The organism is Azospirillum sp. SYSU D00513, assembly GCF_017356015.1.
In the GTDB taxonomy this organism is placed as follows: Bacteria; Pseudomonadota; Alphaproteobacteria; order Azospirillales; family Azospirillaceae; genus Azospirillum.
The window spans coordinates 1-20,628 of the sequence record NZ_JAFIQV010000005.1 but is presented as its reverse complement, the minus strand read 5'-3'; the positions used below and the strand labels follow the sequence as shown (position 1 = coordinate 20,628).

The 20,628-nt window shown below is 70.0% G+C and carries 20 protein-coding genes; 8 read left to right on the top strand and 12 right to left on the bottom strand.

The window, feature by feature from the left end:
- Nucleotides 1-86: 86 nt before the first annotated feature.
- Both JUB11_RS05345 and JUB11_RS05340 read right to left on the bottom strand, forming a co-directional pair.
- Nucleotides 87-1,877, bottom strand: a complete 1,791-nt coding sequence (locus JUB11_RS05345) for an ATP-binding protein (protein ID WP_348771361.1) — start codon at nucleotides 1,875-1,877, stop codon at nucleotides 87-89.
- Nucleotides 1,878-1,985: 108 nt separating this feature from the next.
- The gene (locus tag JUB11_RS05340; protein ID WP_207456929.1) at nucleotides 1,986-2,165 is read right to left on the bottom strand and encodes a DUF3553 domain-containing protein; all 180 of its coding nucleotides are present in this window, start codon (nucleotides 2,163-2,165) and stop codon (nucleotides 1,986-1,988) included.
- Between the two features lie 201 nt (nucleotides 2,166-2,366).
- Here JUB11_RS05340 and JUB11_RS05335 point away from each other — a divergent pair, with 201 nt between their 5' ends.
- Nucleotides 2,367-3,011: a histidine phosphotransferase family protein gene (locus JUB11_RS05335; protein WP_207457358.1), complete on the top strand. Its 645-nt coding sequence runs from the start codon at nucleotides 2,367-2,369 to the stop codon at nucleotides 3,009-3,011.
- 61 nt (nucleotides 3,012-3,072) lie between these two features.
- On the opposite strand, the gene JUB11_RS05330 is transcribed toward JUB11_RS05335, so the two are convergent.
- On the bottom strand, nucleotides 3,073-3,246 hold the full coding sequence (locus JUB11_RS05330; RefSeq protein WP_207456927.1) for a hypothetical protein: 174 nt from the start codon (nucleotides 3,244-3,246) through the stop codon (nucleotides 3,073-3,075).
- A gap of 223 nt (nucleotides 3,247-3,469) precedes the next feature.
- On the opposite strand from JUB11_RS05330, the gene JUB11_RS05325 reads away from it, so the two are divergent.
- From JUB11_RS05325 to JUB11_RS05305, 5 genes are all read left to right on the top strand, one after another.
- Nucleotides 3,470-6,229 carry a chemotaxis protein CheW gene (locus tag JUB11_RS05325; RefSeq protein WP_207456925.1) on the top strand — a complete coding sequence of 920 codons (2,760 nt, stop codon included), beginning with the start codon at nucleotides 3,470-3,472 and terminating at the stop codon, nucleotides 6,227-6,229.
- Nucleotides 6,226-6,732: a chemotaxis protein CheW gene (locus tag JUB11_RS05320; protein WP_207456923.1), complete on the top strand. Its 507-nt coding sequence runs from the start codon at nucleotides 6,226-6,228 to the stop codon at nucleotides 6,730-6,732. Before JUB11_RS05325 ends, JUB11_RS05320 begins: the two co-directional genes overlap by 4 nt.
- Nucleotides 6,733-6,772: 40 nt before the next feature.
- Nucleotides 6,773-7,138, top strand: coding sequence for a response regulator (locus tag JUB11_RS05315; RefSeq protein ID WP_207456921.1), 366 nt, complete (start codon nucleotides 6,773-6,775; stop codon nucleotides 7,136-7,138).
- A gap of 73 nt (nucleotides 7,139-7,211) precedes the next feature.
- Nucleotides 7,212-8,366 carry a chemotaxis response regulator protein-glutamate methylesterase gene (locus tag JUB11_RS05310; protein WP_247886860.1) on the top strand — a complete coding sequence of 385 codons (1,155 nt, stop codon included), beginning with the start codon at nucleotides 7,212-7,214 and terminating at the stop codon, nucleotides 8,364-8,366.
- Nucleotides 8,363-9,217, top strand: coding sequence for a protein-glutamate O-methyltransferase (locus JUB11_RS05305; RefSeq protein ID WP_207456919.1), 855 nt, complete (start codon nucleotides 8,363-8,365; stop codon nucleotides 9,215-9,217). The genes JUB11_RS05310 and JUB11_RS05305 overlap by 4 nt, the downstream gene beginning before the upstream one ends.
- Nucleotides 9,218-9,353: 136 nt before the next feature.
- On the opposite strand, the gene JUB11_RS05300 is transcribed toward JUB11_RS05305, so the two are convergent.
- The 9 genes from JUB11_RS05300 to JUB11_RS05260 all read right to left on the bottom strand — a co-directional run bounded on the left by JUB11_RS05300 (nucleotide 9,354) and on the right by JUB11_RS05260 (nucleotide 18,593).
- Nucleotides 9,354-9,848, bottom strand: coding sequence for an RNA pyrophosphohydrolase (locus JUB11_RS05300; RefSeq protein ID WP_207456917.1), 495 nt, complete (start codon nucleotides 9,846-9,848; stop codon nucleotides 9,354-9,356).
- Complete coding sequence (locus JUB11_RS05295) at nucleotides 9,845-11,050, bottom strand: divergent polysaccharide deacetylase family protein (RefSeq protein WP_348771360.1); 1,206 nt, start codon at nucleotides 11,048-11,050, stop codon at nucleotides 9,845-9,847. Before JUB11_RS05295 ends, JUB11_RS05300 begins: the two co-directional genes overlap by 4 nt.
- Nucleotides 11,051-11,064: 14 nt before the next feature.
- Nucleotides 11,065-12,486: a S41 family peptidase gene (locus JUB11_RS05290; protein WP_207456915.1), complete on the bottom strand. Its 1,422-nt coding sequence runs from the start codon at nucleotides 12,484-12,486 to the stop codon at nucleotides 11,065-11,067.
- Nucleotides 12,487-14,073 carry a peptidoglycan DD-metalloendopeptidase family protein gene (locus JUB11_RS05285; RefSeq protein WP_207456913.1) on the bottom strand — a complete coding sequence of 529 codons (1,587 nt, stop codon included), beginning with the start codon at nucleotides 14,071-14,073 and terminating at the stop codon, nucleotides 12,487-12,489.
- 2 nt (nucleotides 14,074-14,075) lie between these two features.
- A complete protein-coding gene (gpmI, locus tag JUB11_RS05280; RefSeq protein WP_207456911.1) occupies nucleotides 14,076-15,641 on the bottom strand; it encodes a 2,3-bisphosphoglycerate-independent phosphoglycerate mutase in 1,566 nt (521 codons plus the stop codon).
- Between the two features lie 126 nt (nucleotides 15,642-15,767).
- Entirely contained in the window at nucleotides 15,768-16,226 is a 459-nt protein-coding gene (rlmH, locus tag JUB11_RS05275) for a 23S rRNA (pseudouridine(1915)-N(3))-methyltransferase RlmH (protein WP_207456908.1), read from the bottom strand.
- A 27-nt stretch (nucleotides 16,227-16,253) separates the two neighbouring features.
- Nucleotides 16,254-16,580: a ribosome silencing factor gene (rsfS, locus tag JUB11_RS05270; protein WP_348771368.1), complete on the bottom strand. Its 327-nt coding sequence runs from the start codon at nucleotides 16,578-16,580 to the stop codon at nucleotides 16,254-16,256.
- 103 nt (nucleotides 16,581-16,683) lie between these two features.
- Nucleotides 16,684-17,316, bottom strand: coding sequence for a nicotinate-nucleotide adenylyltransferase (locus JUB11_RS05265; protein WP_207456904.1), 633 nt, complete (start codon nucleotides 17,314-17,316; stop codon nucleotides 16,684-16,686).
- Nucleotides 17,313-18,593 (bottom strand): glutamate-5-semialdehyde dehydrogenase, encoded by a 1,281-nt coding sequence (locus JUB11_RS05260; RefSeq protein WP_207456902.1) that lies wholly within the window; start codon nucleotides 18,591-18,593, stop codon nucleotides 17,313-17,315. The genes JUB11_RS05265 and JUB11_RS05260 overlap by 4 nt, the downstream gene beginning before the upstream one ends.
- Nucleotides 18,594-18,744: 151 nt before the next feature.
- On the opposite strand from JUB11_RS05260, the gene JUB11_RS05255 reads away from it, so the two are divergent.
- Together JUB11_RS05255 and JUB11_RS05250 are read left to right on the top strand one after the other, a co-directional pair.
- Nucleotides 18,745-19,614: a c-type cytochrome gene (locus tag JUB11_RS05255; RefSeq protein ID WP_207456900.1), complete on the top strand. Its 870-nt coding sequence runs from the start codon at nucleotides 18,745-18,747 to the stop codon at nucleotides 19,612-19,614.
- A gap of 96 nt (nucleotides 19,615-19,710) precedes the next feature.
- Nucleotides 19,711-20,448: a sulfite exporter TauE/SafE family protein gene (locus JUB11_RS05250; RefSeq protein WP_207456898.1), complete on the top strand. Its 738-nt coding sequence runs from the start codon at nucleotides 19,711-19,713 to the stop codon at nucleotides 20,446-20,448.
- The last annotated feature ends 180 nt before the right edge of the window (nucleotides 20,449-20,628 follow it).

The window sequence follows — 20,628 nt, the reverse complement described above, 5'->3', positions numbered from 1 at the left end:
ATCAGGTTTTCGGACCGACTTCCCGAAAAGGGGGCGCCAGGCGACCGGCGTCCCCTTTTTGCTGTCCAGCTTTCAGGGAACGGGTTTCAGGATACCGGCTTCAGGGCAGGCGTCCGCGCGACGTAGAGCCGCGGGGCCGGATAGGTCACGGTCGCGGTGGTGCCCTGGCCGAGGCGGCTCTCCAGCACGAGCGAGCCGCCATGCAGCTCGATCAGCGACTTGACCAGCGGCAGGCCCAGCCCGGTCCCGGAGTAGCGCCGGGTGTGGGAGTTGTCGACCTGGTGGAATGGTTCCAGCACGCGCGTCAGGTCCTCGCGCGCGATGCCGATCCCGCTGTCGGCGACGGCGAGCGCGAGGCTGCCGTCCTCGGCCAGCGCCGCGCTCACCTCCATCCGTCCGTCCGGCGGGGTGAACTTGACGGCGTTGGACAGCAGGTTCAGCAGGATCTGCTTGAAGGCGCGCTCGTCGGCGTAGAGGTCCGGCAGCGCGCCGGGGAGGCGGATGGCGAGCGCGATGCGCTTCTCGGCCGCCAGCGGCTCCACCTGGCGCACGCATTCGGTCACGAGGTCCGGCACGGTCAGGATACGCTCGCGCAGGACGTACTTGCCGGACTCGATCTTCGTGCTGTCGAGAATGTCGTTGATCAGGCTCAGCAGATGCAGGCCGGCGCGCCGGATGTCGCCGACATATTCGGCCTGCTTGGCAGCGAGCCTGCCGAAGATCCCCGCCTCCAGCGCCTCCGAGAAGCCGATGATGGCATTGAGCGGGGTGCGCAGCTCATGGCTCATGTTGGCGAGGAACTGGGTCTTGGCCCGGTTCGCCGCGTCCGAGGCCCGCGTCGCCGCGATCAGCTCCGCCTCGACCCGGTGGCGGGCGGCGATGTCCTCGGTCAGCCGCTTCTGGCTCTCGCGCAGGGCCGTCTCGCTGGCCTGGAGATCGCTCAGCATCCGTTCGCGCCGCCCGATCTCGCGGGCCAGCAGCCAGGTCAGCTCGCCCAGCAGCAGCCCGCCCAGCAATGCGATGAAGGCGCCGTTCATGATGCTGCCGTACCAGGGCGCCAGCACCGCCTCGCGCTTCATGGACACGGCGACGCTCAAGGGCAGGGTGGGGGAGGAGCGCAGGTTGAGGATGAGGCCGTCCTCCTCCAGCGTCCGCCCGCCGGCGTCGCCCGGGCCGGAGAGGGGAAGGCCGGCGGCGGGCCTCCCGACGGAGGCCTCATGGTCCGGCTGGCGGGCCAGCACCGTCCCGTCATGGCGGAACAGCGTCACCTCCATGCCGGCCGGCAGGTTCAGGTCCCGGTAGACGTCGCGGAAGGCGGAGGGTTCGACGAGCGCCGCCACCACGCCGGCGAAACGGCCGTCCGGGGTTTCCAGCCGGCGGCTCATCCCGACGAACCAGGCCTGGCTCGAACGGCCCAGCGCGGGGTGGCCGAGGAAGGTGCCCGGCTGCCTCTCCTCCGCGTCCCCGTTGCGGTGGTGCGCGACATAGTCGCGGTCGGACAGGTCGAGGGTCGGCGGGTCCGGGTCGGTCGAGCTGTGCAGCACCCGCCCGTCCGCGCCCACGACGATGAGCGTCCGGATCAGCGGGGCCTGCGCGGCCTGGCGGCGCAGCAGCGCGTGGATGCCGCCGCCGCCGCGCGACGCCGCGTCGGGATGGATGGACAGCACCTCGGCGGTGCCCGCCAGGATCTTGTCGACCAGGGCCAGGCTGCTGCTGGCGTGCCGCTCCAGGAGAAGGCTCAACCCGTGCGTCTGGTCGCGCGCGCCCTGCAGAAGGGCCGCGTGCTCGCGCCGCAGGTTCTCGCCGATCATGACGACGAAACCCAGGATCAGCACGGCGCCGAACGCGCCCACCCCCCACCGAAGCCGCGAGATCACCGGTCCGCCTTTCTTCCAAGGCCCAGGGGAAGGAAGCCTATCCCGCTCCGTCCGGTGGCGGAAGCTGGCGGGAAGGCGCAGTGGGGGGCGTAGACGGAAGGGCCGGGCCTACTCCTCGGACGGGTCGACGACGGAGAGCGCCACCACGTCGGTGTTGATGAGGACCTTTCCGGCATGCTCGAAATTCACCGTGACGCGGGCGCCGACCGCCGACTGCACCTGGCCGAGGCCCCAGTCCATCTGCGTCGGCAGGCGCACCCAGGCGCCGGGAACCAGCGTGTCGTCCATGACGGGGATTCCTTCCTTTGTCCGGGCCTTTGTCCCGGCTCTGTCCCGGCGGGCGGATCCAGCGAGGGAGCGTCCGCCCTCCGCCGGTGTTGCAGGTCCATCCTACAAAATGGGGAGCGGCGGGAGGAAGTTCCCCGTGCTAAGTGTGCTGTTCCGGCGGCATGCCGCCACACCCATTCGCCCCAATGCCTGGAGACGACCGTGGCCCTGGACATCCGCGTTCTCGAGCTTCTCGCCTCGCACATCTGCCATGACCTCGTCAGCCCGGTCGGCGCCATCCGCAACGGGCTGGAACTCATCGAGGAGATGGAGGACGAGCCGGCCGGCGGCTTCATGGAAGAGGCCGTGAAGCTGATCGACCATTCCTCCGGCCAGGCCGACCGCAAGCTGCGCGCCTTCCGCCTCGCCTACGGCACCGCCGGGCGGGAGCAGAAGGGCTTCAACGACATCCGGGCGGCGGCGGCCGGCTGGGTGTCCGGCGGGCGCAGCCGGCTGGACTGGCCCGCCGGCCTGCCGAACGACCAGCTCGCCTTCAAGCGCGGCGTCGCCAAGGCCCTGCTGAACCTCGTCATGATGGCCGAGGAGGCCCTGCCGTCCGGCGGCACGATCACGGTCGGCGGCACCGCGTCCGAGGAGGCCGGCCGCCTGACCGTCACCGCCGCCGGCCGGCCCGGCGCCCTCAAGCCCGAGGTCGCCGCGGCGCTGGCCGGCACCGTTCCGGCCGCCGAATTGAGCGCCCGCAGCGTCCACCCCTACCTGACCGGCCGCCTCGCCGAGGATGACGGGCTGCGCCTTTCCGTCGCCCAGCCCGCCGCCGAGACGGTGGTGTTCACGGTCGAGTGGTGAGGCTGGGCGTCCGGTAAGCCGGGGAGGGAGGGAGGGCCCTCTCTCCCGCGATGCCGCCCCCCTACAGCCTTTTGAAGATCTGCACGTCGGCGACCAGCCGCTCCACGCCGCTGGTGGTCTGGTGGGCGGTGGTGCGCAGCTTGACCGCGAGCCCGCCGCGCGCGGCGAGCGACAGGGCTTCGTTCAGCGCGGCCACGGCCTCGCGCAGCGTGCGGGCAATCTCTTCGTCCTGCATCGGTCCTCCTGTGACAACGTCGCCGTTTCAATGAAGCGCTCTCGATAATCCCAAGCGGAGCAACGCTTTGGCCCTGTGCGACTATCGAAAGGGGTAACAGTCTGTTAATCAGTGTTTGCCACGCTCCGGCCATACCTGGAATGGCTCGTGCCGGCGGCTTGTGCAAGCGCGGCGACGGGCGGCCGGGACGAACCAATCACTTTTCGGGCTTAGGGATCGCGACATGGATGATCTGCTCTCCGAGTTCCTGACAGAGACGAATGAAAATCTGTCGGTGCTCGATGTCGAACTGGTCCGGCTCGAGCAGAATCCCAACAACCCGGAACTGCTGTCGAACATCTTCCGCCTGGTGCACACCATCAAGGGCACCTGCGGCTTCCTCGGCCTGCCGCGCCTTGAAAAGGTGGCGCACGCCTCGGAGAACGTGCTCGGCAAGTTCCGCGACGGTGAGTTGGTGATCACGCCCGAGGCCGTGTCGCTCATCCTGCAGGCGCTTGACACGATCAAGAGCCTGCTCGCGGTCCTGGAGGCCACCGAGGCCGAACCGCCGGGCGACGACCTGCCGCTGATCGAGCGGCTGAACCTCTGCGCGGAGGGCAAGCTGGCCCCGGCGCCGGCCGCCCCGGCGGCGCCCGAGCCGCCGGCCCTGTCCAAGGCCGAGGCCGAGCGCCAGGCCATGCTGGCCGAGCTGGACGCGCTGTGGGACGCCACCCCCGGCCCCGACGCCACGCCCGCCGCGGCGCCCGGCACCGCGCTGACTCCCGTGGCGGCCGAGCCCGAGGCCCCGGTCCCCTCGCAGAACCTCGTCGTGCACGAAGCACCCGAGCCGCCGGCTCCCGTCAAGGCCGCGGCCCCGGCCCCCTCGGCGGCGCCCGCGTCCGGCATGGGCGGCAGCGTCGCCGAGGACGGCGGCACCAAGGAATCCTCGGTCGCCTCGCAGACCATCCGCGTCAACGTGGACCTGCTCGAGAACCTGATGACCATGGTCTCGGAGCTGGTGCTGACCCGCAACCAGCTTCTCCAGATCCTGCGGTCGCAGAAGGAGAGCGAGTTCGCGGCCCCGCTCCAGCGCCTGAACCACGTCACCTCCGAGCTTCAGGAAGGGGTGATGAAGACGCGCATGCAGCCCATCGGCAACGCCTGGGCCAAGCTGCCGCGTCTGGTGCGCGATCTCGCGCACGAACTGGGCAAGAAGATCGACCTGCAGATGCTCGGCGCCGACACCGAGCTGGACCGCCAGGTGCTGGAGCTGATCAAGGATCCGCTGACGCACATGGTCCGCAACTCGGCCGACCACGGGCTGGAGACGCCGGCCGACCGGCTGCGCTCCGGCAAGTCGGAGACGGGCCGCATCACGCTGAACGCCTATCACGAGGGCGGCCACATCATCATCGAGATCCAGGACGACGGCCGGGGTCTCGCCATCGACAAGATCAAGGCCAAGGCCATCCAGAACGGCCTGGCGACCGAGGGCGAGCTGGCCGGCATGTCCGACCAGCAGATCATCCAATTCATCATGAAGCCGGGCTTCTCGACGGCGGCGGCGATCACCAACGTGTCGGGCCGTGGCGTCGGCATGGACGTGGTGAAGACCAACATCGAGAAGATCGGCGGCACGATCGAGATCAAGTCGGTCTTCGGGCGCGGCTCGACCTTCGTCATCAAGATCCCGCTGACGCTGGCCATCGTGTCGGCGCTCATCGTCGAATGCGCGACCGAGCGCTTCGCCATCCCGCAGATCAGCGTGGTCGAGCTGGTGCGCGCCGCCGCCGACAGCGAGCACACGATCGAGCGGCTGAAGGGCACGCCGGTCCTGCGGCTGCGCAACCGGCTGCTGCCGCTGGTCTCGCTCCAGACGCTGCTGCGGCTGGAGTCCGAGGACGGCAAGCAGCGCGGCGACGACGACGAGGCCTTCATCGTCGTCACCCAGGTCGGCACCTACACCTTCGGCATCATGGTCGACCGGGTGTTCGACACCGAGGAAATCGTCGTGAAGCCGGTGTCGCCGATCCTGCGCCACATCGAGATGTTCTCGGGCAACACGATCCTCGGCGACGGTTCGGTCATCATGATCCTGGACCCCAACGGCATCGCGTCGGCCACCGGCGAGATGGCGATGGGCGAGACCGGGGCCAAGGACACCTCGACCGTCCACGCCGCCCGCCAGGACGACAAGATGGCCCTGCTGCTGTTCCGGGCCGGCGACGGCGCGCCGAAGGCGGTCCCGCTCTCGCTGGTCGCCCGCCTGGAGGACGTCGATCTCGCCTCGGTCGAGATGTCCAACGGCGCGCCGGTCGTGCAGTACCGCGGCAAGCTGATGCCGCTGGTGCCGATCGACCCGAACTTCCAGATGGGCAGCGAGGGGCGCCTGCCGGTGCTGGTCTTCGCCGACGGCGACCGCTCCATGGGCCTCGTCGTCGAGGAGATCGTGGACATCGTCGAGGAGAAGCTGGTGGTCCAGCTCACCGCCGAGCGTCCGGGCCTGATGGGCTCCGCCATCATCGCCGGAAAGGCGACCGACGTCATCGACGCGGGCTTCTTCCTGACCCAGGCCTACAAGGACTGGTTCGGCAACGCCGAGGAGAGCCTGGGCGACGACCGCGCGGCGCGCGTGCTGCTGGTGGACGACAGCCCCTTCTTCCGCAACCTGCTGACGCCGCTGCTGTCGGTCGCCGGCTACGAGGTCACGGCGGTGGAGACCGCCGCCGACGCCCTGGCGCTGTGCGAGCAGGGCGAGGACTTCGACGTGATCGTCTCCGACATCGAGATGCCCGGCATGACCGGCTTCGAGTTCGCCGAGACGATCCGCCGCGGCAGCCGCTGGCAGGACGTGCCGATGGTGGCGCTCTCCAGCCACGCCACGCCGCGCGACCTCGACCGGGGCCGCCAGGTCGGCTTCACCGATTATGTCGCCAAGTTCGACCGTGACGCTCTGCTCTACGCCCTGCAGCAGACGCTTTCCGACCAGAAAGGTGCAGCATGAGCAACGCCAATCTTCCCGCGACGACCCGCAAGGGCAAGGGAGACGACCTGGTCACCGTCGGCAGCCAGGACTATGTGACGATGACGATCGCCGACCATCTGTTCGGCATCCCCGTCCTCCAGGTCCAGGACGTGCTCGGCCACCAGCGGATCACCCGCATCCCGCTGGCCCCGCCCGAGGTGGCCGGTGCGCTCAACCTGCGCGGCCGCATCGTGACCGCCATCGACGTGCGCCAGCGGCTGCACCTGCCGTCGCGCGCCAAGGACAAGCCGGGCATGTCCATCGTCGTCGACTTGCGCGGCGAGCTGTACAGCCTCATGGTGGACTCGGTCGGCGAGGTGCTGAGCCTCTCCGCCCAGGACTACGAGCGCAACCCGGCCACCCTGGACCCGCGCTGGCGGGAGGTGTCCACGGGCATCTACCGCCTGAACGGCCAGCTCATGGTCGTGCTCGACGTGCCGCGCCTGCTGAACTTCGCCAATCTTGAAGCGGCTTTAGGCTGACACCGCCGACTCCGAGAGAAAGTCCGAGGCCCGAACCGTTATGAAATCCTGTCTGGTCGTCGACGACAGCCGCGTGGTCCGCAAGGTCGCGCGCAAGATCCTGGAAGAGCTGGACTTCGCCTGCACCGAGGCGGAGGACGGCCGGCAGGCGATGGAGGTCTGCGCCTCCCAGATGCCCGACGCGATCCTGCTGGACTGGAACATGCCGGTCATGACCGGGATCGAGTTCCTGCGGCGCCTGCGCAAGATGAACGGCGGGGACGCGCCCAAGGTCGTCTTCTGCACGACGGAGAACGACCTGGCGCACATCCAGGAGGCGCTGTCGGCCGGGGCGAACGAGTACATCATGAAGCCCTTCGACAGCGACATCATCCAGACGAAGTTCCAGCAGGTCGGGCTCCTCTAGCGCATCGCGGGCACCAGCCGGCGCACCCCCGCGGACTTCCCGCAGCAGCGATCACGAGACCAAGATCCCGACCATGGCCGACACACTAGGCAGCAGAACGCCCGCCGCGCCGGGGGCCGCCCACCCCGACCCCTACCGGGTCATGGTGGTCGACGACAGCGCCGTCATCCGCGGGCTGCTGACCCGCGCGCTCGAGGGCGACAGCGAGATCAGCGTCGTCGCATCGGTCGGTGACGGCCAGATGGCGGTGAATTCGCTGAAGCGCCATTCCATTGACGTGATCGTGCTCGACATCGAGATGCCGGTGATGGACGGCATCACCGCCATCCCGCAGCTGCTGGCGGTGGCGCCGCAGGTGAAGATCATCATGGCCTCCACCCTGACGCTGCGCGGGGCGGACATCTCCATGCGCTGCCTGTCGGCGGGAGCGGCCGACTACATCCCCAAGCCGACCTCCACCCGCGAGATCGGTGGTGCCGAGGACTTCAAGACCCAGCTCGTCGCCAAGGTGAAGGCGCTGGGTGCCGCCGCACGGCGCGCCGGATCGCGCACCCGCGGGGAGGTCCGCCCGGCGCCGCGCCCGGCGGCGAGCCTGCTGCGCCCGCGGGAGCCCGCCCAGGTGGTCCTGCGGCCGATGCCCGTCGCCTTCGGCCGCCCGGACGTCATCGCCATCGGAAGCTCGACCGGCGGCCCGCAGGCGCTGTTCGAGGTGCTCTCGCACCTCAAGGGTCTGCGCCAGCCGATCCTGATCACCCAGCACATGCCGGCGACCTTCACCACCATCCTGGCGGAGCATATCTCCCGCCAGTGCGGCATCGCCGCGGCCGAGGCCAAGGACGGCGAGCCGATCGTGGAGGAGCGCTGCTACATCGCCCCCGGCGACAACCACATGCTGGTGGACCAGCGTGCCGGCGTGAACGTGCTGAGGCTGACCAAGGATCCCCCCGAGAATTTCTGCCGCCCCGCCGTTGACCCGATGATGCGCACCATCGTGCGGGCCTACGGGCGCAAGGTGCTGGCCTGCATCCTGACCGGCATGGGCCAGGACGGCACGCGCGGCTGCACCGAGGTCGTCAACGCTGGTGGCCTGATGATCGCGCAGGACGAGGCGAGCAGCGTCGTCTGGGGCATGCCGGGCGCCGCCGCCCACGCCGGCATCTGCCACGCCGTGCTTCCGCTGACGGAAATCGGCCCCACCATCCGCAAACACGCGTCGAGGGCAGCATGAGGGTCGAGGATTTCGACATGTTCGCCACGTTGCTCAAGCAGCGTTCCGGACTGGTGCTGACGAAGGACAAGGCCTACCTGCTGGAATCCCGGCTGATGCCGGTGGCCCGCAAGTGGAACATGAAGGGGCTGGAGGATCTGGCCGCCACCGTGCGGACGCGCAAGGACGAATCCCTGCTGCGCGACATCACCGAGGCGATGACCACCAACGAGTCCTCCTTCTTCCGCGATCAGAAGCCGTTCGACATCTTCCAGAACCTCGTGCTTCCGACGCTGCTGGAGACGCGTGCGTCGCGCAAGCATATCCGCATATGGTCGGCGGCCTGCTCCTCGGGGCAGGAGGCCTATTCGCTGGCGATGCTGCTGTCCGACAACGCCGCCCGGCTGGCCGGCTGGCGGATCGAGATCATCGGCACGGACATTTCCGCCGAGATGGTCGAGCGGGCCAGGGCCGGTGTCTACAGCCAGTTCGAGGTGCAGCGCGGCCTGCCGATCCAGCATCTGGTGAAGCATTTCAAGCAGAACGGCGACAAGTGGCAGATCAGCCAGGCGCTGCGCCAGATGGTCTCCTTCCGCGAATTCAACCTGCTGGGCGACCTGTCGCCGCTCGGCCAGTTCGACGTGGTCTTCTGCCGCAACGTGCTCATCTATTTCGACCAGCCGACCAAGACCAAGGTGCTGGAGGGAGCCGCCCGCCAGATGGCGCCGGACGGCGTGCTCTACCTCGGCGGTGCCGAGACGGTGCTGGGCCTCACCGACCGCTTCAAGTCGGTGGAAGGGCAGCGCGGCCTCTACACCCCGGCCGCCGGGGGCTTCGTCCCGGCGCCGGGCCTGAAGCTGGTGACGGCGTAAGGCTCAGGTCCGGCCTGTCGGCCTGGAGGATGCGGCCGCACAGAACCTCCGCCTCGTCGAGGCGGCCCTCCTGCTGCAGGTCGAGGACGAGGAGCACTGCCTCGGCGATGCTGGCCATGGCCGGGCGCTTGCCGGGTCAGCGGCCGGCGAGCAACGCGATCACCGCGCGGAACTCCGCCAGCACCGCCTCGTAGACCGGGCGCTTGAACGGAACGATCATGCGCGGCAGCTCTTCCGCCTCGACCCATTTCCAGGCGTCGAACTCCGGATGCTCGGTGGCGAGGTCGATGTCCGACTCCGCCCCGGTGAAGCGGGCGGCGATCCAGACCTGTTCCTGGCCGCGCCAGCGCCCGCCCCAGACCTTGCCGATCAGATGGGCGGGCAGGTCGTAGCAGTGCTTGCCGGCCGACTCGGCGAGGATCTCGGCGCGGTCGGTGCCGATCTCCTCCTTCATCTCGCGCAGGGCGGCCTCGCGGGCCGTCTCGCCCTTGTCGATGCCGCCCTGCGGCATCTGCCAGGCGTCCTCCGTGCCGCAGCGACGCGCCACGAACACCTGCCCCCGGTCGTTGAGCAGCATCACGCCCACGCAGGGGCGGTAGGGGAGCGAATTGGGGTCGATGGTCCGGGTCACCCGCCAAGGCCTTTCTGTCTGTTGACGACGGCCGACACCGGCGCGATGGCGATCCCACGGTCCGCCAGCCCGGTCAGCCAAGTGTTGATGCGCTCGATCGTGCTGGGATAGGGGGAGCCGATGCCGACGGCGGCGCCGTTGGCCTTGGCGGCGGCCTCGAGCTCCCGGAGCTGGTCGTCGATGGCGCCGCGCGACAGGTCGCGGTCGATCACCCGGTCGGCGACGGCGCGCGGAACCCCGGCCTTCTGCGCCATGGAGGATCCGACGGTCTTCGGGTTGGCGCGGCTGTCCAGGAACAGCAGGCCGCGCGCCTTCAAGGCCTCGACGACCGGCTTCATGGCGTCCTCGTTGCCGGTGAACTTGCTGCCGGTGGTGCTGGTCACGCCGACATAGCCGACGGCGCGGCCGAGCGACCATTCCAGCCGTTCCCGGTTCCGGTCGGGCGCCAGCATGGTCAGCAGCGCGTTGGGGCCGGGATCGTCGCGGGGATAGCCCAGCGGCTCCATCGGCAGGGAAAGCATGATCTCATGCCCCTTGGCCCGCGCCCGCTCCACCCAGCCGTCGAGCCGGTCGGCGAAGGGGACGAAGGCCAGCGTCACCGTCGGCGGCAGGTTCTGGAGCGCGTTGCCGGTGGTCACGCCGGACAGGCCCATGTCGGTCAGCACGATGGCGATGCGCGGGCGCTTGTCGGCCTCCGGGAAGGGACGGGCGTAGACCTGCCAGGGCTTGCGCCCATCCTCGGCGATGCGGGGCAGGGGACCGTTGCGCGTCTCCTCGACTAGGCCGGGCACGGGGGCCGCGACCAGCGTCACCGGGCCTTCCGCCGGGGCGGGGGCCGGCGCAGCCGGGGGCACCGGAGCCGGCGCCGTTTCGGCCGTGGGTGCCGCCTGCGCCAGAGCCGGCGGCGGTGCCGGGCTGGCCGCGGGCGCGGCGGGGGCGGGCGCACCCGCCACCGCGACCGTCACGCTGGGGGTCAGCGCCTCCCGCGCGTGGATCGTCTCCTCCGCGTTCAGGGCGAGCCAGCCGAGGAGGCCGGCGGCGCCCAGCGCGGTGACGCCGCCGGCGACGGCCAGCGCCTTGGGCAGCGGTTCCCGGTCGTGGCCGTAACCGTGCCGGGCGCCATGCCGGGCGTGTTCGGGGCGGGAACGGCCGCGCCCCCGTGCTCCGAACTTGAAGCGGCCCAGCAAGGCGGCGGCGTTCACGGAGCGGCCACTCCTCAGTTGGTCGCGCGGGCCTGGAACAGGGCGACGCCCCGCAGCAGGTCGAGCGCGCGAGCGAGCTGGTAGTCGAAGGGCGGCTCGGCGGCGGCACCCTCGGCCTGAGCCGCGGGAGCCGTGCCGGCCGGAGCCGCGCCCGGAGCGGCGCCGGGGGCTGCCGGAGCGGCGGCACCCGGACCCGGAGCGGGCCGGGCGGGCTGCTGGCCGGCGGGCGGCTGACCGGCTGCGGGCGGGGTGGTGGTCGCGGGAGCCGGGGTCCGTCCGGCGGCATCGGGGTTGGCCAGCGAGTGCGGCAGGTCGGCCTCGCGGCGGCGGACCGCCTGCTCGATCTCCTCCACCTTGGCGGGCTGCACCTCGATGTCCGGGGTGACGCCCATCTGCTGGATCGACCGGCCGCTCGGCGTGTAGTAGCGCGCCGTGGTCAGGCGCATGGCGCCGTGGCCGGGCAGCGGGATGATCGTCTGGACCGAGCCCTTTCCGAAGGACTGGGTGCCCATGATGATCGCCCGCTTGTGGTCCTGGAGCGCGCCGGCCACGATCTCGGAGGCCGAGGCCGAACCGCCGTTGATCAGCACGACCACCGGCAGATTGCCGGCGAGGTCGCCCGGCTTGGCGTTGTAGCGGGAGCCGTCCTCGGCCTTGCGGCCGCGGGTGGAGACGATCTCGCCCTTGTCGAGGAAGGTGTCGGAGACCGACACCGCCTGGTCGAGCAGACCGCCGGGGTTGTTGCGCAGGTCGAGCACGTAGCCCTTCAGCTTGTCGCCGAGCTTCTGCTTGATCTCGGCCATCGCCTTCTCGAGCCCCTGCTGGGTCTGCTCGTTGAAGCTGGTGATGCGGACGTAGCCGATCTCGCCCTCGGTGCGGTAGCGGACCGACTGCACCTTGACGACGGCGCGGGTGAGAGTGACCTCGAAGGGCTCGCCGGCCTCGCCGCGCCGGACGGTGATCTTGATGTCGCTGCCGACCGGCCCGCGCATCTTCTCCACCGCCTCGCCGAGGCTCAGGCCCATGACCGGCTCGTTGTTGAGCTGGAGGATCAGGTCGCCCGGCTGCAGGCCGGCGCGGAAGGCGGGCGTCTCGTCGATGGGCGAGACGACCTTGATCAGGCCGTTCTCCATCGTGACCTCGATGCCCAGCCCGCCGAACTCGCCGCGGGTCTGCACCTGCATGTCCTGGAAGCTTTTCCGGTTCAGGTAGCTGGAATGCGGGTCGAGCGAGGTCAGCATGCCGTTGATGGCGGCTTCCACGAGCTGCTCGTCGGTGGTCTGCTCGACATACTCGGCGCGCACGCGCTCGAAGACGTCGCCGAACAGGTTGAGCTGCCGGTAGGTCTCCGACGTGTTCTGCGCGGTGACGGTGGCAACGCCGGCTCCCAGGAACACCAGGGCGGCGGCGGTCGCGGCACGCTTGATCATCCTCATTTACCCTTGTCCTTTCCCCTTCGGGGTGCCGGGCCCGCTTTGCGGGTCCACCGGCTGACCGTTTCGTCGCAGCTCGAAGTAAAGATCTGGGGCGCCGTCGGTGGGCATCAACGCGATCGGCTCTCCCGAGGCGACGCGCTTGCCGACGGCCGTGTCGATCCGGCCCAATCCCGCGATCAGACTATGATATCCGTTGCCGTGTTCAACGATCAAGATTCGCCCGTAGCCCCGGAAGGGGCCGGCGAACACGACCGAACCGGCGAGCGGGGACACCACGGCCGCCCCCGGCCGGGTCGAGATGGTCAGTCCACGGCTGGTGGCGCCATAAGGGTCCTTGCCGCCGAAGCCGGTGACCACGCGCCCGCCCACGGGCAAACGCATCCCGTTGGAGAGCGCGGCCCCGGAGGGCGGCTCCGGCGCGCGAGGGGCCGCCGCCAGGGCCTGCTGCCGCCGCTCTTCCTGCCGGGTTTCCTGTTCCGCGGCCCTCTGGCGGGCCTGCTCCGCCGCCAACCGCTCCCGTTCGGCGCGCTGCTCGGCCATCTTCTGTTGGGTGGCCTGCTGTTCGGCCAGCCGGCGCTCCCGCGCCTGGCGTTCCGCCTCCTGGCGGGCGGCGACCGCCCGCTCGTTTTCCTGGCGCCGGGCCTCGGCGCGCTCCGCCTCGATCCGGGCGGCCTCCACCCGGGCGGCTTCCCGGCGCGCGGCCTCGATGCGTTCCGCCTCCAGACGCGCGGCCTCGATCCTGGCGGCGGCCTCGGCGGCGGCGCGGCGCTCCGCTTCCAGCCGCTCGGCCTCGATGCGTTCCATCAGCTGGCGCAGGTCGCTGGCCTGATCCGACAGGCTGGCCATCTTGCGCCCGACCTGGATGCGCTCCTCGTCGGTCTGGCGGGACAGTTCCTCGCGGCGGGCGACGAGCCCGGCGATCTCCGTGCGCCGGTTCGCGAGCGCCACCTGGGCCGCCAGCGTGCGGGCGCGCTGTTCCTCCAGCCGCTCGCGCACCCCGGCCAGCCGGTTCAGGGTGCCCGCCAGCGCGTCGGCGCGGGCGCGAAGCGCCGGCACCGTGTCGCGCAGCAGCAGGGCCGAGCGCAAGGTTTCCACCGGCCCTTCCGGACGGGCGAGCGCGGCCTCCGGCGGGATGCGGGACAGGCGCTGGAGGGCCGCCAGAAGCTCGGCGATCTGATGGCGTTCCGTTTCCAGACGGGCGGCCTGGGCGCGCTCCTCTTCCTTGAGCGCCTCCATGGTGCGCTCCAGTTCGCCCAGCTCCTCTTCCTGGGCGCGCTCCTCGTCGGACAGGGCGATCAGCCGGCCGCGCAGCTCCTCCAACTCCTTCTGGAGCACCTGAGACTGCTGGTCGAGATGCTTGCGGCGCGCCTCGTCGGCGCGGAGCTGCTGCTCCACCCGCTTCAAGGCCTGGTCGGGGGATTCCTTGTCCTTGCCGGCCTCCTGCGCGCCGGCGGGTGCCGCGAGCAGTCCGGCGAGCAAAAGCCCGCCCAGCCGGAGGGCGGCGCGCCGGACGTGCGGCGGGGGCGGGGGGCTCCCCGGTGCGGATGCGGTTCCGCGCGGCGCGGCGCGGCGAGCCCCCTTCTCCATGCTTATTCCGCCGCCGCCGCTGCCGCGCCGCGGTCGATCAGGCTGGCGCCGGTCATCTCCGCGGGCTGGGGCACGCCCATCAGCTCCAGCAGGGTCGGGGCCACGTCGGCCAGCCGGCCGGTGCGCAATGACTGGAGCCCCGCCGGGCCGCCGACCAGCACCATGGGCACGCGGTTCAGCGTGTGGGCGGTGTGCGGCTCGCCCGTCTCCGGGTCGCGCATCACCTCGCAGTTGCCGTGGTCGGCGGTGACCAGCATGGCCCCGCCCTGGCGGCGCACCGCTTCCACCAGCCGGCCCAAGCCCGTGTCCACCGTCTCCACCGCCTTGACCGCCGCCGACAGCACGCCGGTGTGGCCGACCATGTCGGGGTTGGCGTAGTTGATCACGATCAAGTCGTACTTCCCGGAGTCGACCGCCGCCACGACCTTCTCGGTCACCTCGGGCGCAGACATCTCCGGCTGGAGGTCGTAGGTCGCGACCTTGGGCGAGGGCACCATGATGCGGTCCTCGCCGGGATAGACCCGCTCCTCGCCACCGTTGAAGAAGAAGGTGACGTGGGGATATTTTTCGGTTTCGGCGATACGCAATTGGGTCAGGCCCGCCTCGGACACCACTTCGCCCAACACCTTGGTCAGGGATTTCGGCGGAAAGATGGTCGTCATGTGCCGGATCAGCTCGGACGAATATTCGACCATGCCGAGGGCCGCCGACAGCTTGGGCAGGCGGCTCACGTCGAAGCCGTCGAAGCCCGGCACGACATAGGCGCTGAGGATCTCGCGCGCGCGGTCGGCGCGGAAATTCGCCATCAGGATGGCGTCGCCGTCCTTCATGCCGGCGTAATCGCCGATGGCGGTCGGCAGGATGAACTCGTCGGTCGTGCCGGCGGCGTAGCTCTGCTCGATGGCCTGGATCGGGTCGTCGGCCCGCAGCCCCTCGGCATGGGTCATGACGGCGTAGGCCTTGCCGACGCGGTCCCAGCGCTTGTCGCGGTCCATCGCGTAGTAGCGGCCCGACAGGGTGGCGATGCCGACGCCCGGCAGCTCATGGATGTCGGCCATGAACTCGGCGACCTGGTCCTTGGCGCTCTGCGGCGGCACGTCGCGCCCGTCGGTGAAGGCGTGGACCTCCACCGGGATTCCCTCGTGCGACAGGATGCCGGCCAGTGCGGCGATGTGGTCCTGGTGGGCGTGCACGCCGCCCGGCGACAAAAGCCCCATCAGATGGCAGCGCCCGCCGCTCTTGCGCAGCGTTTCGATGAAGCTGTTCAGCGCCGCGTTGCGCTCCAGGTCGCCCACCGCGATGGAGTGGTCGATCATGACGAGGTCCTGCATGACCACGCGCCCCGCGCCGAGATTCATGTGCCCGACCTCGGAGTTGCCCATCTGACCCTTGGGCAGGCCGACCTCCTCCTCGGAGGCGTTGAGGAAACCGCGCGGCCCGGCGGCCCACAGGGCGTCCCAGTTGGGCGTCCTGCCCTGGAGAACGGCGTTGTCGGCCTGGTCCTCTCGGTAGCCCCAGCCGTCCAGGATGCACAGCACGACGGGGCGCGGGCGCTTGGTCTCGGTCATCGCTTTCCTCTTCAAGCCAAATTCTGCGGTTCTTCTTATGGACGGCGCGGCACGGCCCGAAGGCTCGTGCTGCGCCTGCACAATCATTACCCTCGCGCGTGCGTTTGCGCACGTCGATACATCGGCTTAGGCCCGGTGATATGGGTGGCCGGCCAGAATTTGCTGGGCGCGATAGAGTTGCTCCGCAAGCATGCCCCGGACCAGCATGTGCGGCCAGGTCATGGCTCCGAGACCCAGAAGCAGATCGGCGCGGGCGCGCACGGCGTCCCCGTGCCCGTCGGCCCCGCCGATGAGGAAAGCGATGTCGGAGGCGCCCTGGTCCCGCCAAGCGCCGATCTTCGCGGCGAAGCCGGCGCTGTCCAGCGCCTTGCCGCGCTCGTCGAGCGCCACGACGAGGGCGTTGGCGGGGATGGCGGCGAGCAAAAGCTCCGCCTCCTGCCGCTTGAGTTCGTCCGGCGGCAGCCGTTTCTTGACCTCGACCTCGCGGAGCGTCAGAGGCCAGCTCAGCCGGCCGGCATACTCCTCGTAGAGGTCACGCGCCGGACCGGCCCTTGACCGCCCGACGGCGGCGAGCCACAAGCGCATCGGTCCGGCTCCCTTCCCGTTCCGTCCTTACGCGCTGAGGCGCGAGGCGGAGTCCGGCTGGTCCAGGCCCCACATCTTCTCGATGTTGTAGAAGGTGCGGACCTCGGGGCGGAACAGGTGGACGATGATGTCGCCGGCGTCGACCAGGACCCAGTCGCACTGCGCGAGGCCCTCGATCTCGACGCCGCGGATCCCGGCTTCCTTCATCCGCTCGGACAGCTTCATGGCGATGGCGGCGATGTGGCGGGTGTTGCGGCCCGACGCCACGACCATGTAGTCGGCGAAGGTCGTCTTGCCGGCCAGGTCGATGACGGTCACGTCGTCGGCCTGATCCTCGTCAAGGGACCGTTCGATGAGCGCCTTCAGATCCTGCGGACCGGGAGGCGCGGGCCGCGGTGACGAAGCGGCCGGTTCGGTGAACGTGCTGATGGTACCCACCTCGGTTATGGGGTTTTGGTCATTGAGCCTGAGACCCGAGGGCACGCGCCCGCCGGATCGCCGTCGCCGAAGCCGGGTGCAAGCGGTTTCGGAGAAAAACCCAGGCCGGCGTCCTCGTGCCGGCGAGTCTCTTGACCCGATGCACCGCCATTCGACGACGGGCATAGCGTTGCGCGGCTTTTCCGCCCAACGCTCCTAAAGAATAAGTTGGACGGCTGAACACTGCAACGGGCACGGACAGAAAGATTCGCGTCCAATGCTGCCAGCGCGGTATTTGCCGTAAATTATCCGCCCCCATCAGCCAGACGAAGCGCGTCCGCGGGAAGCGTTGCTTCAGACGAGCCAGAGTGTCTGCCGTGTAGCGGGTGCCGAGTTCGCATTCCATTTCGGTGACCTGGATGCGCGGATGGCGCGCCGCCGCCCGGCCCGAGGCCAGCCTTTCCGCCAGCGGAGCCATGCCGGCCCGCGCCTTCAGCGGGTTCTGCGGGCTGACCAGCCACCAGACCCGGTCGAGACCCAGCGTCTTCAAAGCGTAGGTGCTGATGTGCCGGTGCCCGGCATGGGCCGGGTTGAAGGAGCCGCCGAGCAGCCCGACGCTCAGGCCCGCATAGTGCGGACCCGAGTAGCGGTGCGGTTTGGAGGCGAAGGTCACGGCCGGGTCTGGCCGTCGCCGCGCACCACGTACTTGTAGCTGGTGAGCTGCTCGGCCCCGACGGGGCCGCGGGCGTGGAACTTGTCGGTGGAGATGCCGATCTCCGCCCCCATGCCGAACTCGCCGCCATCGGCGAACTGGGTCGAGGCGTTCCACAGCACGATGCCGCTGTCGATGCGCTGGAGGAAGCGTTCCGCCGCCGCCGCGTCCTCGGTCACGATGGCGTCGGTGTGGTGCGAGCTGTGGCGGTTGACGTGGGCGATGGCGCCCTCCACCCCGTCCACCACGCCGCAGGCGATGATGGCGTCGAGATACTCGGTGTCCCAGTCCTCCGGCGCCACCGGCTTCACGCGGGGATCGACGGCCCGGGCGGCCTCGTCGCCGCGGACCTCGCAGCCGGCGTCCAGCAGCTCCTTGACCAGGACGGGCAGGTGAGTGCCGGCCGCCGCGCGGTCCACCAGCAGCGTTTCCGTCGCCCCGCAGACCGACGTGCGGCGCAGCTTGGCGTTCAGCACCAGCTTGCGGGCCTTCTCCAGGTCGGCGGCGCCGTCGATGTAGAGATGGCAGTTGCCGTCGAGATGCTTGATGACGGGGATGCGGCTTTCCTCGGCGATGCGCTGGATCAGCGACTTGCCGCCGCGCGGCACGATCACGTCGATGAACTCGCGCATCCGCAGCATGTGGCCGACCGCTGCCCGGTCCGTGGTGGGGAGGAGCTGGATCGCCGCCTCCGGCAGGCCGGCCGCGCGCAGCCCCTCGGCGAGTCCGGCGGCGATGGCGCGCGAGGAATGGAAGCTTTCCGAGCCGCCGCGCAGGATGGCGGCGTTGCCGGACTTCAGGCACAGCCCGCCCGCGTCGGCGGTGACGTTGGGGCGGCTCTCGTAGATGATGCCGATGACGCCCAAGGGCACGCGCACGCGCTGGATGCGCAGGCCGTTGGGGCGCGTCCATTCGGCGAGCACGGTGCCGATGGGGTCGGGGAAGTCGGCGATGGCCTCCAGCCCGGCGGCCATGGCCTCGATCCGCTTCTCGTCCAGCAGCAGCCGGTCGATCATCGGGCCGGAGAGGCCGCGCTCGCGGGCGGCGGCCACGTCCGTGTCGTTGGCCGCCTGGATCTCCGCCCGGCGGGCGCGCAGAGCCGCCGCCGCCGCCCGCAACGCCTGGTCCTTCGCCGGGCCTGGCACGTTCGCCAGCTCCGCCGAGGCGGCGCGGGCGGCGCGGCCGAGGGAGAGCATCTGATCGTGCAGGGCGTCGGCGGTCTCAAGCAGGGCGGACATGGCGCTCACTCCGTGAAAGGGACGGCAACTCTAACCAATAGGGCTGGAAGTGAAAGGCCAAAATTGTCGGCTCTTCCCCCTGGAAAGCGTATGATTGCCTGAATAGCGTCCTCTTATCGACAACTCGGCAGCCGTTGGGCGGGAGGTTCGCATGAGGGACGTGCTTGGACGCGGGATGAGGGTTGCGCTGGCGGCCGCGGCCGTCCTGCTGGCGCTGCCCGGCGATCCCGCCGGGGCCGCGGGCGACGCGGAGCGGGGCGGATATCTCGTGAACGGCATCGTCGGCTGCGGCAACTGCCACACGCTGCCGCCCGGCCCGGACGGTGGGGCGCCGGGGCCGGAGCTGGCCGGGGGGCCGCCGATGGCCGAGGTGATGTTCACGGCCCACGCGCCCAACCTGACGCCGGATCCGGAAACCGGGCTCGGCCGCTGGACGGACGAGCAGATCATTCGGGCGATCCGGGAGGGCAAGCGCCCGGACGGCTCCACCATCGGGCCGCCGATGCCCTTCCAGTTCTACGCCGGCCTGTCCGACCGCGACGCGCGGGACATCGTGGCCTATCTGCGCGGCCTGACGCCGGTGCGCAACGAGACCCCGGCCTCCAGCTACAAGTTCCCGCTGCCGCCGGCCTGGGGGCCGCCGGTGACCTCCGTCGCGGAGGTGCCGCGCACGGACAAGGTCGCCTACGGCGCCTACATGGCGCACGCGCTGGGCCACTGCATGGAATGCCATTCCCCGCTGCTGCCGACGGGCCTGCGCGACCTCTCCCGCATGGGCGTCGGTGGCCAGCAGTTCGCCGGCCCCTGGGGCGTGACCGTCGCCCGCAACATCACACAGGACAAGGAACAGGGCATCGGCGCCTGGACCGACGGTGAGATCAAGGCGGCGATCACGCAAGGCGTGCGTCCCGACGGCAGCCGGCTCGGCCCGCCCATGGCCTTCCATTACTACCGGAACATCGCGGCGGAGGACCTGGACGCACTGGTGGCCTATCTGCGGACGGTGCCACCCTTGCGCTGACGCGAAGGAGGAAACGGGCAGTCGCAATTTGCACTGCACAAAGCGGCCGGCGGCGGGCATAGTGCGCGCCCCCGCCGACGCTTGATACGACGTAAAATGTTGATTCTGCTGATTGTTTCCGCCTTCTTCGCCGGTGTCCTCAACTCCGTCGCCGGGGGCGGCAGCTTCCTGACCTTTCCCGCCCTCGTGATGGCGGGCGTGCCGCCGCTGAACGCCAACGCCACCAGCACGGTGGCCGTCTCCCCGGCCGCTCTGGCCGCCGCCTACGGCTACCGCAAGGAGCTGGGCCGCATCCGCGAGGTGCGCCTGCCGTCCTTCCTCGGCGTCAGCCTCGTCGGCGGGCTGGCCGGCGCGCTGCTGCTGCTGTGGACGCCGAGCAAGCTGTTCGAGGAGGTGGTGCCCTGGCTGCTGCTCTTCGCGACGGTGCTCTTCGCCTTCGGCCCCACGATCTCCGCGGCGATCCGCCGGCGCTGGACCGTCGGGCACGGAGCGGTGCTGGCCCTGCAATTCCTGATCGCGATCTACGGCGGCTATTTCGGCGGGGGCATCGGCATCCTGATCCTGGCGACGCTGGGCGTCTTCGGCATGACCGACCTGCACGCCATGAACGGGCTAAAGTCGCTCGTGTCGGGCCTGCTGAACCTCGTCGCGGTGATCGCCTTCATCGTGGGTGGCGTGGTCCACTGGCCCGAGGCCATCGCCATGACCGTCGCCGCCATCGCCGGCGGCTACGCCGGCGCCTCGGTCGCCCGCCGCATCCCGCCGCCGCTCCTGCGCAAGTTCGTGATCGCCGTGGGTGTGGCGATGACGGCGTATTTCTTCATTCAGGATTGAGGGAAGCTGTACCCCTCAGGGTTCGCAGTACAGCATTAGCAGAAAGAACATCAACTTATCCGTCATCCCCGCGGACGCGCATAGGCGCTAACTTTGAGAGCCTGTTTGACTGAAACCTGCTTCTGCCTGTTGGTGACGGCAGGAGGAGTGGACGATGTGGACAGACGCGCAGCGGGAAAA